General features: G+C 60.6%; 9 protein-coding genes. All 9 read right to left on the bottom strand.

Annotated elements, in window-relative coordinates; genetic code table 11:
• Nucleotides 1-5 precede the first annotated feature (5 nt).
• Nucleotides 6-1,694 (bottom strand): polyurethane esterase, encoded by a 1,689-nt coding sequence (locus tag B7L09_RS01375; RefSeq protein WP_094467438.1) that lies wholly within the window; start codon nt 1,692-1,694, stop codon nt 6-8.
• A gap of 24 nt (nt 1,695-1,718) precedes the next feature.
• A complete protein-coding gene (locus B7L09_RS01370; RefSeq protein ID WP_094467437.1) occupies nt 1,719-4,790 on the bottom strand; it encodes an autotransporter outer membrane beta-barrel domain-containing protein in 3,072 nt (1,023 codons plus the stop codon).
• A 199-nt stretch (nt 4,791-4,989) separates the two neighbouring features.
• Complete coding sequence (gene eprS, locus B7L09_RS01365) at nt 4,990-7,947, bottom strand: autotransporter serine peptidase EprS (protein ID WP_094467436.1); 2,958 nt, start codon at nt 7,945-7,947, stop codon at nt 4,990-4,992.
• A 72-nt stretch (nt 7,948-8,019) separates the two neighbouring features.
• Nucleotides 8,020-9,387, bottom strand: a complete 1,368-nt coding sequence (locus tag B7L09_RS01360; protein ID WP_094467435.1) for a TolC family outer membrane protein — start codon at nt 9,385-9,387, stop codon at nt 8,020-8,022.
• Nucleotides 9,388-9,389: 2 nt separating this feature from the next.
• Complete coding sequence (locus B7L09_RS01355) at nt 9,390-10,739, bottom strand: HlyD family type I secretion periplasmic adaptor subunit (RefSeq protein WP_094467434.1); 1,350 nt, start codon at nt 10,737-10,739, stop codon at nt 9,390-9,392.
• On the bottom strand, nt 10,736-12,511 hold the full coding sequence (locus B7L09_RS01350) for a type I secretion system permease/ATPase (RefSeq protein ID WP_094467433.1): 1,776 nt from the start codon (nt 12,509-12,511) through the stop codon (nt 10,736-10,738). The genes B7L09_RS01355 and B7L09_RS01350 overlap by 4 nt, the downstream gene beginning before the upstream one ends.
• A 171-nt stretch (nt 12,512-12,682) precedes the next feature.
• Nucleotides 12,683-13,111 (bottom strand): AprI/Inh family metalloprotease inhibitor, encoded by a 429-nt coding sequence (locus B7L09_RS01345; RefSeq protein ID WP_094467432.1) that lies wholly within the window; start codon nt 13,109-13,111, stop codon nt 12,683-12,685.
• A 74-nt stretch (nt 13,112-13,185) separates the two neighbouring features.
• A complete protein-coding gene (locus tag B7L09_RS01340) occupies nt 13,186-14,643 on the bottom strand; it encodes a serralysin family metalloprotease (RefSeq protein ID WP_094467431.1) in 1,458 nt (485 codons plus the stop codon).
• 450 nt (nt 14,644-15,093) lie between these two features.
• Nucleotides 15,094-15,362: hypothetical protein (locus B7L09_RS01335; RefSeq protein WP_255141496.1), on the bottom strand; the 269-nt coding region annotated here is incomplete at its 5' end.

Genomic DNA, 15,362 nt, shown 5'->3' with positions numbered 1-15,362 from the left:
AGCCTTTACGCAAACGTGATGCCTGAAGCCGACAGGCTGTCCAGTCCTACCCCCACCAGGGTCACGGCAAAATCACCCACTTTCAGCACCGTGTCATGGCCCGACTGCGAAGCGTGTTGCTTGTAGTCATAACCCTGCCCCGCGCCCTGAACGCCGAGGAACACCAGCTTGTCGTTGCCTTGGTAGCCATTGATCGCGTCAAAACCGAAGGCGCCGCTGAACAGGAAGGTGTTGTTGCCACCCGAACCCTGCATCACGTCGTTGCCCGCGCCACCGACGAAGGTCACCTGGCTTTTGTCGCTGCGCAGCAGGTCGTCGCCGGCATGACCGAACAACCAGTCGCCGTCGACGCTGGCCGCCAGTGTGTTGCCGTAGGCGTCACCGTTGAGCGAGTGGCTGTAGTGGGTCAGCTCGCTGCCGTTGAGCAAGCCATTGGCGGTGACGCTGTAAGTCACCTCCTTGCTCCCCCACCATGAATCCGACTCCTTGCTCACCAGCGCGCCGATATCGCGGGTCATACTGATGCCGCCATAGGCGTCACGCACATACAGGGTGCCATCGCCATCGTTGGCAAAGCTGAAGTTCTGCAACGGCTTCTGCAACTCGAAGGTGTTGCTGCCCTTGCCGCCCAGCAGGAGGTTGTAGCCACCGTCATCGCGGAAGCGGTCATTGCCGTCGCGGCCTTCGATGAAGTCATTGCCGGCACCGCCCTTGAGCAAGTCGTCGCTGTCGGTGCCGATGATGAAGGTGCTGCCGGTGTGGGGTTCGCCGCTGCGACCGAGGTCCTCGACCCAGGTTTTACCCCGGGACGATTCCGCCAGATTGGAGACGATCAGCGTCGAGTCCTTGTCGGTCAGGTCGTAGAACCGCGAGTCAATCACCCGGTTCAAACCGTCGGCATAGCCCAACGAGCCATGGGCCGACCAGTTCAGCGGATTGAGGATGCTGAACGGCACCAGGTTCTGTGCGGTGGACGCGTACTGGTCATTGAAGTTGACGATGTTGTTGGTCGCCGAATCCTGATGGCCGTCGTGCTTGCCCAGCGAACCTGTGCTGAACGTGGTGCCGTCTAGCACCCGGAACACCGGGTCGTTCTCGTAGCCGATGTTCAACACATTGTTACCGGTGGCGCTCTGGGTCGGTGAGGCGAACGCGATGTAATTGGCGTCCTTGTAGAAGCCGCCCCAGTTGTTGCTGCTCAGTTCAGCGAGGCTGTTGACCCCCAAACCGCCGAGGCTATGGCCGCTGACCATGACGTCCTTGGCGCTCAGGCCATGGGCAATGGAAAACGCGGCAACGTCCTTGAGCAAGGTGTCGAAGGCGTTTTTCGCGTAGTTCGTCGCGTAATCCACCGGGCCGACGGCGGCCAGCAGGTTGTTTTTCATGTCGCCGAAGGTGTCGCTGTACCCCAGGCCTCCGGTGCCCCGGAAGGCAATGCCGATACCGATCAGCTTGCCCGCCGTGTCGTACTTGCCGAGCACTTCGGCTTCGGCGCTGGTGAAGCCGTCCTTCTCACCAAAGAAGGTGCCCTGGGCGCCGACCTTGCCTTGATAACCCAGCTGCGCAGCGCCAATCGGCGCCCAAGCGGTGGCCGGCAGCGGCTGACCGGTTGGCGTGTACGCATACAGCGTCAGGGCCATGGCGTCGCTGTACAACGCCTTGCCGTCAGCATTTTTGTAATCAAACAGTCCCATGTTGTTTGCTTCCTTTGCGTGAACTCAGAACTGCCAGTCGAGTGTCAGACCTACACCGTGGTCTTTCTCGTTGGAGCCCAGCAGTCCGTTGTAATCCAGGCTCACACGCACATCCTTAGCCACCACCAGACCGGCACGCGCACCAATGACGGCGGCGTTACGATCCAGTGACACGCTCTGCACGCTGAACCCTGTGTTGCCGTTGGCGAAAGCCAGGTGGTCTTCGGAACGGGTGTTGCTCAGGTTGTGCTGCCAACCCAGGGTGCCGGACAGTTCCAGCTGCTGTTTGTCCGACAGTGCAATGGCTTTGCTCGCCCGTACACCGAGGGTCGACAGCACGGCGTCGCGGTTGTCTTCGCCACCCTTGAGGGCTGCGGCATCACCTTTCTCGGTGAAGCTGTCGCTGTTGAGGTGCACGTAAGCCAGGTTGGCGAACGGCTCCAGAGCCAGCGGTTGCAGGTCCAGGCGATACGCCACTTCGGTAAACAGTTGGGCGGTGGTCGCATCGCGCTTGGATTTCTGTTTGCCGCTGACGTCGCCGAATTGCAGGTCGCGTTTCACATCGATGCGATGCCAGCTGTAAGCGCCGCCGACGCTCAAGCGCAGTGCATCGATTTCATGGCCCAGGTAGGCGCCCAAGTGGTAGCTGTCGACCGAGGCTGATGAATGCGTGCCATCGCCCATGCTCAACGAGCTGTCGCTATAACCTGTGACGAAACCGAGCCGCGTATCTTCAGTGATCAGACCGTCGACACCGGCCAGCAAGCCACCGATGGAGCTGGTGGAACTGGCGTTGTCATGCCCGCCGTCGCTCTTGCCCCAGGCGCCGAGGACTTTGACCCAGGCGTTGCTGCGGTCATCGGTCGGTGCCGCAGCATCGAACAGATCACGCTCACGCAGGCGTTCGCCGACGGCATCGCGCAGGTAACGGCTGTCGTTGATCAGCAACGTGCCGATCGCCGGATGAATCTCACCAGACAGTTGCTGGAAGGCTTGTTGCGCGACCGCTGCCGTCGGCGACAGCAGCAGGGTTTCATAGAGCGGATTGCCGGCGCCCAGTTGCTCGGCAGCGGCAGCGACGGCGCGTTGGTTCGGGGTCTGGCCGACGCTGGCGAAGGATGCTGCGTTGCGCTCTACCGCCAACTGGATGCCAGTGGCCGAATAGTCGAGTGCGCCGCCGATGAACAGATAGTTCGGCAAGACTGCGCCAAACCGCCCTTCGATCCCGCCGGCCGCTTGCAGGATGTTGTATTGATTGCCGAGAAGGGATTGCACCTCGCTGGTGGTCAGCAAGGTCGGGCTGTTTTCCAGGGACAGGCTGACGGTCGCGCCGTCGATCACGGCTTTACCGCCCGCGATGATCTGGTCGCTGCTGGTGGACGACAATTCCACGGCGTAGGTCGAGCCAGGCTCGAAGGTTACGTCACCCGCCACCTGCAAAGTGCCGATGGAATTGCCGGGGGCCACGGTGCCGCCGCTTTTCGCGGTCAATGCGCCGATGCGGCCGTTACCGCCGAGGATCCCGCTGTCGTTGACGGTGACCGCCGAGAGCAGCGAGCCGTTGATCGCCAACCGACCCTGATTGACCAGCGTCGGGCCGCTGTAGGTGTTAGCGCCGGTCAGCACCAGGGTGCCGATGCCCTGCTTGGTCAGGCCGCCATGGCCNGAAATGTCGTTACGCCAGACGTCCCGCCCGCACTGCACGTCGTTGCACACCCTTTCGGTCGGTTTGCCCGCGTCGATAATCGCGCCAATGCCCGGCAAGTCCGCGACAAACTGGCTGGAGCCGTAGGCGCCCTGGATGCGGAACTCCTCGGGAATGTCTTGCTCGGTGACCAACATCGCCGGGCCATCGATGCCTTTGCGCAGGTTGATCATGCCCCAGCCGTACAGCGCGTCCACACCGGGTGCGCCCATGTCGGTGGCGGTGGTTTTGAGCACGGTGGAGACCTGCTCGCCGCTCATGTACGGGAAGCGCTCCATCAGCACCGCCGCGGCGCCCGCNACGTGCGGCGCCGCCATGGAAGTGCCGTTTTTGTTGGCGTAGCCCACGGTCAGGTTATCGGCATTGGTGCCGCCGATGACTGCGCTGAAGATTTTGCTGCCCGGTGCCGACACGCAGAAACTCGCGGTGTAGCCGCAGCGCGACGAGAAGGTGCTGATGTTGTAGAGGTCCGGGCTGTTGAGGTCCGGGTTCTTCTGCAAGGCCGCGACGGTCATCCAGTTCGGTGCGATTTCAGGGACGAAATAACCGAGGCCGGCAATGGCGTCCGGGTTATTGAGGTTGTAGTCGTTGCCGGCGGCGAAGATCGTCACGATGCCGCTGCGAGCAGCCGCGATCGCACCGTCATAAGCGCCGCCCTGGCGCGTGCCGAGGATGGGCTGGATCTCATTGAACTGCAGTCGCGCGTCCTGCACGGTGAAGTGCGGATACGCCGGGTCGCGGCCACCCAGGTCGAAGCGATCAGTNATGCCGATGCCCCAGCTGTTGTTGATGATCCGGGCGCCGCTGGCGACCAGCCCATCCCAGCCTGCCTTGTACACCGCGCCGTCGTTGCCGAGGATGATCCCGTCTTCCGGCCCCGGGTCGCCGTTTTCCGCGCTGATGATTTGCGCGTTGTACGCCACGCCGTGCATCGGGTTGCCGTCACGGCTGCCCGCGGCGATCCCGCCGACGTGAGTGCCGTGGGAGCCGAGCTTGCCGTCGTAGCCAACCGTGGGCGAGCCGTCATACCGAAACGCATCGCCGGCTTTGACCGGGATGTACGGGTCGGTGTACTCGCGGATACCGCTGGTGACCAGAGTGACGACCTTGTTGGCACCGGAAAACTCCGGATGCTGGGCGTAAACCGGCTGATCGAAGATCCCCAGTTTCACGCCTTTGCCGCTGTAACCGGCAGCGTAGGCTTCCTGGGCATTGATGGCGCCCAGACCCCAGTCAGCGTTGAACTCAGCGCTGCGCCAGCTGTTGGGATCGCCTGCACGACCGTTTTCCACGTAGGGCGCGGCTTGCGCGGTGCCTATCGAGGCCAGCGCACAAAGCAGGGCTCGGTTGAGTGCTTTCAAGGCGAATAGGTTGTTGTTCTTAACTTTCATCCAGCGACCATCCTTAGTTGTCTTGCCAAAATCCCTGTGGCGAGGGAGCTTTCTCCCGCTCGGCTGCGCAGCAGTCGCAAATCGGCTGGTGCGTTATCCTTGAAGAATCACCGTTGCTGGTGTTGGGGCGGCTTCGCCACCCAGCGGGAGCAAGCTCCCTCGCCACATTTAATGTTTGCCGCATTTGTTGTTTACAGCGTCAGAACTGCCAATTGAGGCTCACCCCTACGCCATGGCTCTTCTCGCGGCTGGCCAGTTGGCCGGTGTAATCGAGGTTCACGCGAATGTCCCGGCTCAGGGCCAGGCTGGCGTGAGCGCCTACCAGCGCCGCGTCACGCACCATTGGCGACCCTTCCACCGAGAACGCCGTGCTGCCGCTGGCAAATGCCAGATGTTCTTCAGCATCGGTATTGCTCAGGTTGTGCTGCCAGCCGAGGCTGCCGCTCAGGTCTAGTTGTTGCTGGCCGGACAAGTTCACCGTTTTCAACGCGCGCACGCCCAACGTGCTGAGCATCGCCTCACGCGTGTCGCCACGGCTTTTCAGTGCAGCGCCATCACCTTTCTCGGTAAAACCTTCGGTGTCGAGGTGGACGTAGGCCAGATTGGCAAAAGGTTCGAGCGCCAGCGGTTGCAGGTTCAGTCGGTACGCCGCTTCGCCAAACACCTGAGTGGTGCCGGCATCGACCTTGGCTTTNTGCTTGCCGCTGACGTCGCCGTATTGCAGGTCACGCTTCACGTCGGCGCGATGCCAGCTGTAGGCACCGCCGACGCTNANGCGCCAGGCACCCANTTCACGCCCGGCATACGCGCCGAAGTGGTAGCTGTCGACCTTGGCCGATGAATGAGTGCCCGAGCCCATGCTCACCGAGCTATCGCTATAACCCGTGACCAGACCGATCCGGGTTTGCTCGTCGATCGCACCATCGACACCGGCGAGCAAGCCGCCAATCGAGGTGGTGTAACCGGCGGTGTCATGGCGATCATCGGTCTTGCCCCAGGCCCCGAGCGCCTTGATCCAGCCATTGCTTTGCGCGCCTTTGGCGTCAACCAGTCGCTCACCGATTGCATCGCGCAGGTAACGACTGTCATTGATCAGCACCGAGCCCAACGCCGGATAGATTTCCCCCGACAACTGCTGGAACGCCTGCTGTGCGGATGTCGCGGTGGGCGACAGCAACAGGCTTTCGTACACCGCATTCCCCGCCCCAAGCCCTTCCACGGCGGAGGCGACGGCGTGTTGGTTCGGCGTCTGGCCGACGCTGGCGAACGTCGTGCCGTTACGCTCCACACTCAGTTGAATACCGGTGGCGGCGTAATCGAGACTGCCGCCGATGAACAGATAGTTGGGCAACACCGCGCCGAACTGCCCCTGGATACCACCGGCCGCCTGCAGAATGTTGTATTGCTGACCGAGCAGGCTTTGCACTTGTTGAGTGCTGAGCAAGGTCGGGCTGTTTTCCAATGACAGGCTGACTGTCGCGCCGCTGACCGTGGCCGTACCGCCTGCGACGATCCGGTCGCTGTCGGTCGGCGACAACTCCACCGCGTAGGTCGAGCCGGGCGCAAACGTGACATCGCCGGCGACCTGCAAGGTGCCGATGGAATTGCCCGGCGCAACGATAGCGCCGCGGTTGGCCGTCAGTGCGCCGACTCGTCCTGAACCGCCCAGGGTGCCGCTGTCATTGACGGTCACGGCAGAAGTCAGCGAACCGTTGACCGACAGTAAGCCGCCGTTGACCATGGTCGGTCCGCGATAGCTGTTGTCACCGATCAGCATCAAGCGTCCGGCCCCTGACTTGATCAGGCTGCCTTCGTACACACGGTTGACGGCGGCTGAATCGCGAGCCATGCCGACGGCGTAATCCGTCTGGTCCTGCTGGCTGGCACCGGCCGGCACGCCATTCTCCCAGCCCTTGGTCTTCAACGTCTGTTGCCAGGCACTGCGTTCGGCCGCGTCCTCACTCTGCCGCTGGATCAGCGCGTTGTCGGAGATGTCGTTGCTCCAGACATCGCTCTGCCCTGCCCCCAGATTGGCGTCGAAGCGCCCGAGCAATTGCCCCGGCCCGCGCATCGCCCGTTCGAGGTTGGCCACGCCCCAACCGACGCGGGTATTGGGCGCCTGGGTGACGGAACCGTCGAGTTGGGTGGCGGTGGTCAACAGGGTTTCCAGCGCCTGCTGGTTGGTCATGTACGGATAGCGTTCCATCACCAATGCCAGGGCGCCAGTGGCATGCGGTGCGGACATGGAGGTGCCGGACTTAATCGCATAACCGGCGTCGGGGATGGTGCTGTCGATCTTCGCGCCGGGGGTGGTGATGCACCAATACTTGGCGATCCCGCACTGGTTGTACTTCTGCTGATTGCTTTGATCCAGCCCCGACACCGCCAGCCAGTGGCCTTCCAGTTCCGGCTGGAAATACGGCAAGGCCGAACGCACGCTCGCGTTCGCGTAACCGCTGTTACCGGCACTGAACACGTTGATAACGCCGGCACGGGAAACATCAGCCGCCGCATCTAGCCAGGTGCCTTTGTTCCAGTGCTGGGCGTAGGCGGCGTGCAAATCCTCGAGGGTGCGATAGCTGACGTCCGGTGGCTGGCTGCCCCAACTGTTATTGATCGCCCGCACACCGGCGTCGGCCAAGGCGTTATAGACCGCTTTGAAGTAGCGCGGATCAGGATTGGGGCCGAACAGAAAACTGTCGTTCTTGTTGGTATTGCCCACATAGATTTGCGCGTTGTAGGCCACGCCGTGCATGCCGGTGCCATCACGGGCGGCGCCCATGGTGCCGGTGACATGGGTGCCGTGGGAGTCGTTGTTGGCGTTAAGGGTGCCGTCGACATTGAACAGTGAGCCGTCGACGTAGCTGCCGCTGGCCAGCACCGCGTGGTAGCGGTCGGTGGCGAATTCGGGATGAGCGGCATCGAAGCCTGAATCAAGCTCGCCGATTTTCACACCCTTGCCGGTGATGCCGGCGGCGTAGGCCTGGTCGGCCTGCATGCGGGCCAGTCCCCAGTCACGCTGAAATTCCACCGAGCGCCAACTGGCCGCATCGCCCAGGGTGCCGTTTTCCTGATAAAGCGCCTGGGCCGAGCCTGGCGCTACTGAAATCCAGAGCAATAACGTGCCGACCGACATCGGCTTGTTCTGTACGTCCATGTCAACTTCTCGCTTTTTTGGCGTTTTTAGAATTCTGGTTGCCCACTAGGGGCTGCAACGCAACAGGTCAAATCATTGAGATCCCGGGCCTTGACCGAATGCCTCGTCCACCTTGGCCAGATCCTGCTCATTCAAGGTCCCGGCGTAGTAATGCAACTTGGTCCAGGCCATCAAGTAGTCGTACCTTGCCTGAGCCAAATCCCGGCGGGTGGTAAATAGTTGTTGCTCGGCGTTCAACGCGTCGAGGTTGACCCGCTCGCCGCCGAGGATGCTTTGCTTGGTCGACACCACCAGCGCCTCGGCCGACGTCAGGGCCTTTTGATAGGCGCGCAATTTGCTCACCCCCGACAGGCAGGCGCTGAACTGGCGACGCAGCTCNATCAGGGTTTCCCGGGTCTTGCCATCGAGTTCGTACTCGGCCTGTTCCATGGTCCGGCTGGCCTGACGGGTCGACGCCGACACCCCGCCGCCGGCGTACAACGGCACGCTGACTTCAATGCCGATGGTGTTGGTGTCGTAACGCTGGTTGTAGGTGTTGCCGCTTTCCGATTCGTTCTGGCGCACCGAAGCGTAGGCACTGACTTTCGGCAGGTGTCCGGCGCGGTTGCGTTCGACTTCATACCGCGCGACTTCCACCGCCTGACGCTGGGAGGCCAGGTTCGGGTTGTTGGCCACGGCCATCTCGTGCCAGGTGTCGTAGTTGGCGGGCAATAGGCTGAAGGTCTGGAAGTTCTGGTCCAGTGGCGCCAGGTCCGTGATGTCGACGGCCGGCACGCCAATCAGCGCACCCAGTTCGCGCAAGGACGCGTCCTGCTCGTTGCGTGCCTCGATTTCCTCGGCGGTCGCCAGTTCGTAACGAGACTCGGCCTCAAGAATATCGGTGCGCGTGCCCTCGCCTTGCNGGAACAGGTGCTGGTTCTGCTGGAACTGCTGCTCGAAGGCCTTCTTTTTGGCGCGNGCNATGTCGATCTGATCCTGAGCGAACAACGCGTGGGTGTAGTTTTCCAGCACACGAACCAGCAATTCCTGGCTCTTGCCGCGGAAGGCTTCGTCGGCAAACAGCGATTGCGCCACGCCTTTTCGATACGCCGCATAGGCTTCGTAATCGAGTAATGGTTGTTGCAGGGTCAGGTTCGAGCCGAAGCTGCTGTAGTTGCGGTCCTCAGTGAAGTCCGGCCGACCTTCATTGATTTGGGTGACCTTGGAGGTGTTGCGCCCCTTGTTGTAGGTGTAACCGATCCTGGGCAACAGCCCGGCACGGCCGATAATGCGGTTTTCAAGGCCTGCATCGCGTTCCTTCATGGCGCCAAGGAACACCGGGTCATTGCGCAACGCTTGTTCGTAGATATCGAACGGCCCCATGGCGGCCATCGCACTTTTGCACGTCAGCAACGCCAGGGTGGCTGCCAGCATTGAAAGCTTATTCATACAGCCGAACATCCTTATTCCTCGGTCAACGCGGAGCCTGCCCGGTCGAGCAGCGGTTTGAACAAATAGTTGAGGAGTGAACGTTCACCGGTACGCACGAACATTTCCGCCGGCATGCCGGGCTTGATCACCAGACCGTTGAGTTTTTCCATGGCCTGATCGCTGACGCTGCTGCGCAGCACGTAGTAAGGCGCGCCGGTTTTCTCGTCGACCATCTGGTCGGCGGAAATCAGGCTGACTTCGCCGGGTACGCGCGGCGTTCGGCTCTGGTTGAACGCGGTGAACAGAATGTCCACCGGCAAGTGGGTGCCAACCTTGTCGATCAGGTTGATCGGCAAGTGCCCTTCCACTTCCAGGCGGGTGCCTTGCGGCACGATCTCCAGCAAGGTTTCGCCCTGGCGGACCACCGCACCTTCGGTGTGAACCCCAAGGTTGACCGCGATGCCGTCGGCGGTAGCGATGATCTCGCTGTGTTGCAGATCAAACCCGGCGGAAGTCAGTTGCTCTTCCAGGGTCACGCTTTTGAGTTGCGCGTCGGCCAGTTGCGTGCGGACTTCTTTCTGATATTCCTCGATGTGCTGTTGCAGCTTCAGGCGCGATTCGAGGATGCCCTGCTCGACCCGGCCGCTTTCACCGCTGTTTTCCGCCAATTGCTGCTGCACCTGCGACAGCTGCCGCTGGAATTCCATCAAGCGGTTGCGCGGGATGTAGCCGTTGTCTGCCAGGGGCTGGAGATTACTCAGTTGTTGTTGCAACGAATTGGCCTGAGCCATCAGGTCCGTGCGCGCGCGGCGCATGCCGGCCAATTGCGCGCTGGCACCTTCAATGCTGGCGCGCAAACCCGCCTGCTCACGGGAAAACGCTTCGCGGCGGCTGCTGAACAATTGCCGCTGGCCTTCGAGGACCAGGGCCAGGCGCGGGTCGGGATCGTTGCTCAGTTCAGCGGGGAAACTCACTTGCTTGAGGTTGTCCCGCTCACTCTGCCAACGCGCCAGGCTGGCCCAGGCCATTCGGTATTGCGCTTGCAGCGATTGCACGTCGGCCGCGACCTGGGTCTGGTCGAGCTGGAACAGCGGCTGGCCCTGCTTTACCACCTGGCCCTCGCGCACCAGAATCCGGCTGACCACACCATTGCTCATCGACTGCACGGCTTTACGCTTGCCCGAGACCACGACTGTGCCTTGTACCGGAATGCCCTGGTCCAGCGGCGCCAGGCTGGCCCAGGNGAAGAAACTGCCGGCGCCGACGATCGCCAGAATCCAACCCATGCGGGCGAAGAAACGCGCGTCACGCTCAGGGCGTTCGGCGATGTAATCGTGTTCCATCGTCGCTTCGTTTTCAGTGTTCATGCGAGCGCTGGTCATACACCCGAATTCCTTGTCGTAGGCTGATACTGGCGACTCATGCTGAGCCCGCCCGGTGCTTGCGCCGGTTTTTCACGTTGCTGTTCCTGGGCACCGGAGAGTGCCTTGAGCACTTCCTGGCTGGGGCCAAAGGCCTGCAAACGACCGTCGTTGAGCACCAGCAATTTGTCGGCCTGAGCCAGCGCCGAGGAGCGATGGGTCACCAGAATCACGCTGGTGCCCTGGGCCTTCATCTGCGCGATGGCGCCGGCCAGCGCCGCTTCGCCCACGGTGTCGAGGTTGGAATTGGGTTCATCGAGCACCACCAGGCTTGGCTTGCCGTACAGCGCGCGGGCCAATGCCACCCGTTGCTTCTGGCCGCCAGACAAGCCGCTGCCGTCCTCTCCCAGCACTGTGTCGTAGCCTTGCGGCATGCGCAGGATCAGCTCATGGACGCCCGCCTGTTGCGCCGCTTCGACGACTTTTTGCGGATCGGCGTCGCGAAACCGGGCAATGTTTTCCGCGATGTTGCCGCTGAACAGTTCGATGTCCTGGGGCAAGTAACCGATATGCGGGCCAAGGTCGTCGCGGTCCCAGCGATGAATATCCGCGCCGTCCAGGCGCACGGTGCCGGCCAGGGTTGGCCACACGCCGACCAGCACCCGGGCCAGGGTCGACTTGCCGGAGCCGGAGGCGCCGAGTACGCCCAACACTTCGCCGGCACCCAGGCTGAAATTGACCATGTGCAGGGTCGCCGCACGTTGCCCTGGAGGACCGGCGCTGACTTGTTCGAAGGTGATCTGCCCCTTCGGCGCCGGCAGCGCCATGGCTTCGTCACTCGGTGGAAACGCTTGCAACAGCGAATCAAGACGACGGTAAGCGAGCTTGGCACCGCTCCACTGTTTCCACACCGCGATCAGTTGATCGATGGGGCTCAGGACGCGGCCCATGAGGATGGAGCCGGCGATCATCATCCCGGCGGTCATCTCGCCCTTGATCACCAGTAACGCGCCGAGGCCCAGGACCAGGGATTGCAGGCACAGCCGCAAGGTTTTGCTCAGGGAGCTGATGATGGCGCCGGTGTCGCTGGCCTGATTCTGCAGGCCGAGGAAACGCGAGTGCACCTGGAACCAGCGCTTGCGCAACACGCCAAGCATGCCCATCGCCTGAATGGTTTCGGCATTGTGCAGGTGGCTGGTGGCCAGTTGGCTGGACTTCTGGGAAAACCCGGCAGCTTCGCCCAAGGGCTTTTTGGTCATTGCCTCGTTCAGGCAAGCGAGGCCGATCAGCACCACCGCGCCCACGGTCGCGAACACACCGAGCCATACGTTGAACAGGTAGATCACGAAGAGGTAGACCGGAAACCACGGCGCGTCGAAGAAGGCAAACAACGCAGGACCGGTGACAAATTGGCGAATGTGGGTCAGATCGCCAAGGGATTGGCCGGCGTTGCCCTCGCCCTTGAGCAGGTTGCGCTCGAACGCGGCCTGATACACCCGCAGGTTGAAACGGCGTTCCAATTGGCTGCCGATGCGGATGACGATGAAACTGCGCACGATCTCGAGCAAACCGATGAAGGCGAAAAATCCGACCACCATCAGCGACAACATGGCCAGGGTGGTTTCGTTTTGCGAAGACAACACGCGGTCATAGACCTGGAGCATGTAAATCGACGGGACCAGCATCAGCACGTTAATTAACGCGGTGAAACAACCGACACTGATCAGGATGCTTTTATAGTCGCCCAGTGCTTTGAATAACGGTGCGGTGGCCGGGCTCTTTGCCATCTTCATGGGTTCTTCCTGAGGTGTTATTCCTCGTCATGCCTGACGAAGTTTCCAATAACTGTCCGCTAATAGGCGCAGATAGGTTTGGCGCACTAGCGCTTACAAACCAATAACAATTTTTAATTTGGTTTGGTGCTTATAACGATAATGACCGCTACTCTTTTCGCCGCAGCCTGTTCATTGCTGCGCCTGACGCACAAGTGTTATGACCAGCCCGGATCTCAATGTGGTTTTATAAGCGCCATCACGTTGACGGCTGAGAAATAGAATCTTTGAACCTTCGTTGCCGGTGATCGCAATACCGTCCGGTTCAGGGAACCAACCGATAGCGGTTTTGCCGTCCAGCCACGCGCTGAGGCAACTGGCGCCCTCACCCAGTGTTTGGTTTTTTTGGAAATTGATGACGCAGACATTGGACGGTTTGTCCTGCAACGCCTGGGTCTCGGGCGAGTCATCTTTGGCATTCAGGGTGGCCTGCCATTGACCGGCCAGTTCCGAGGGATCTGCTAATTTCAGGCTGCTCGACATGGCTGTCTCTCCAAAAAAAATCATCAACGTCGCCAAGAGCCACGCGGTTGTTCGGTGGGTGAAGGCTTTATGAGCCATAGGTTGTTGTACTCCGGCTGCGGCCTTGGGCACAGAGGGCGGCGCATCGGCGCCACCCTCCTTATCGCGTTACATCACGCGGCGATGTCCGAGAACGCCGCCTGGCCAACGGTGCTGACCAGGAAATCAGCCACGCCGTGCCCGGAGAAGTCCACCGCCAACTGGCTGTTACCGCCCGAAGAGGTCAACACGGCATCGCCCGCCGCACCGGTGAACGAATTCACGAAGTGCAGGCCCGCGCCTTTGGTGATGGCGGTCAGGTCGATCTTGTCCAGGCCGCTGACAAAATCGAGGATCTGATCGGCTACACCCGGCTTGGAATCGCTGCTCGCTGCGAACACAAAAGTGTCCGAGCCGGTACCGCCCCACAGCTTGTCCGCACCGCCCGCGCCGAAGAGGATGTCGTTGCCGGCACCGCCCTTCAGCTCGTTGGACACGCCATTACCAATCAACAGGTCGTTACCCGAACCGCCAATCGCGTTCTCGACGGTAACGCCCTTGGCGATGGACACGTTGCCCACCAGGCCGCCAACGTCGGAGAACGAGGCCTCATTGAGGTTGATCTTCTGGTTCTGGGTGAAACCGGAGAAGTCCAGGGTGTCGTTGCCGCCACCGTCCCACACCGAAAACACGACCTTGTCCGACGACGAAGACGCGCTCAGGAAATCGCGACCGGCATTGGAGTTGAAACCGTAGGTGGTGTCGCCGGCGCGGGTGCTGTAGTTGGCACCGTAGAGCTTCTGGATCGCGGCAATGTCGTCGATCAGCGGGCCCGAAGAATAGGCTTCGACGCCGCCCTTGCTGAAGTTCTGGTCGGTATTGCTTTCACTCCAGTAGCTCATGAGGCTGTAACCGCGGGTGTCTTCGGCATAGGTCGCGTCGTTGTAGGTCGGCGCACCTTCACCGGCGTTGTAGTCGCCAGGGTGAGCCAGGCCCAGGGTGTGGCCGATTTCGTGGGTCAGGGTCTGCCGGCCATAGTTATTCAGGTCCGGCGTCTTGTTCGGCGTGTAGCTATTGTTGGTCAGGTACCACGAGGTGCCGTCGTAGCCTGCGCCGGTGCCGGGCAGGTAAGCGAACGCCGCCGCGCCGTCCTGGCCACCGCTGTAGTTGCCGAAGGTCATGTGTGCGTCACCGCCCGAGGCCTTTTCGCTAAAAGTGACTTTGGCCACATCGGCCCAGGATTGCATGGCGAGCGCGGCCTGGGCTTTCTGTTGAGCGCTGAACTGACTGAAGCCGGTAATCCCGTGCTTGTTCATGGTGCTCGACGACGCCGAGGTCAGGAACGTGTAGGTCAGTTCGATTTTTCCGCTGCCGTCCTTGTCCTGGTAGGCAGCGCCATCGCGCAGCAATTGGGTCGCTGCCTCGTCGACGGAGTAGGAAGGTTTGCCATTGACCGTGAGATTGCCACCCCGGTCATACTGATGGCTGAAGCTGTCGATCTGGTTGTACGCGGAACTGGGCGCAGCCAATGCTTGCAATGGCGAAAAGGCCTGTTCGGCAAGATCAATAGCGTTGTTTTTAACTTTCGACATAAACACACTTCCTTGTTTAGCAATGGAACAGTTTTTGTCAGATAGCGACAATCTCTGGCGAGATCGTCCTATCACTCGCCCAATGAAGGCGAAAGAAAACTGACACAATTCGAAATCAAACGTCTACATTTTTTTTGACGTCAAATTGTTCTGCCCCGGCAAGTACCCGGAAACAATGCCTGTGCTGTCGAAATATAGTTTGAAGTTGAGGGTTTCGGACTAATTGTCTGACAATTGCGTATTTAAATATTAAATATAGGTAAGTTGTTTTTTGCCGAAGGCGTCTCACTTTTTCGGACTTATCAATATGAGTGCCAGTGGATTGATATCAGACGGAGTTATATTGGATATGACATTTTGGCGACTGCTTCGCAGTCGTCAGGCACTGATAACCAACACGCATCCACAGCGGATAATCATGTACCCGCGTCCCACCGCCATCACTGCTTTCTAAACCTCATCAACAACGGACAAGACCGTTTCTCGACTGTCCAGGATCCCCAGTTGCTGGAGGATGTCATTGATGCCCCCCCATAGGCCGAGATCCTCAGGTGTCGGGGCTTCGACCAAGATACGACGCAAGCTCAGGTTGGCCTTCAACCTGCCATAGGCGATTTCATCGGACTGGGCGCCTTTATCGATGATTCGCTTGGCAGCGAGGTTAATCTCTCCTTCAACGTAAGCTTGCAAAGCTGATTTGTTCATCGCGATTCTCCTTT

Source organism: Pseudomonas mandelii, from assembly GCF_002251635.1.
GTDB lineage: Bacteria > Pseudomonadota > Gammaproteobacteria > Pseudomonadales > Pseudomonadaceae > Aquipseudomonas > Aquipseudomonas mandelii_B.
Note: the sequence above shows the minus strand (reverse complement) of the source record. Positions and strands in the feature narration are given on the sequence as shown.

Excerpts from the sequence above, each read along its gene's own strand:
- B7L09_RS01375 (WP_094467438.1), bottom strand. The coding sequence starts at position 1,694 with ATGGGACTGTTTGATTACAAAAATGCTGACGGCAAGGCGTTGTACAGC.
- B7L09_RS01350 (WP_094467433.1), bottom strand. The coding sequence starts at position 12,511 with ATGAAGATGGCAAAGAGCCCGGCCACCGCACCGTTATTCAAAGCACTG.
- B7L09_RS01345 (WP_094467432.1), bottom strand. The coding sequence starts at position 13,111 with ATGGCTCATAAAGCCTTCACCCACCGAACAACCGCGTGGCTCTTGGCG.
- B7L09_RS01340 (WP_094467431.1), bottom strand. The coding sequence starts at position 14,643 with ATGTCGAAAGTTAAAAACAACGCTATTGATCTTGCCGAACAGGCCTTT.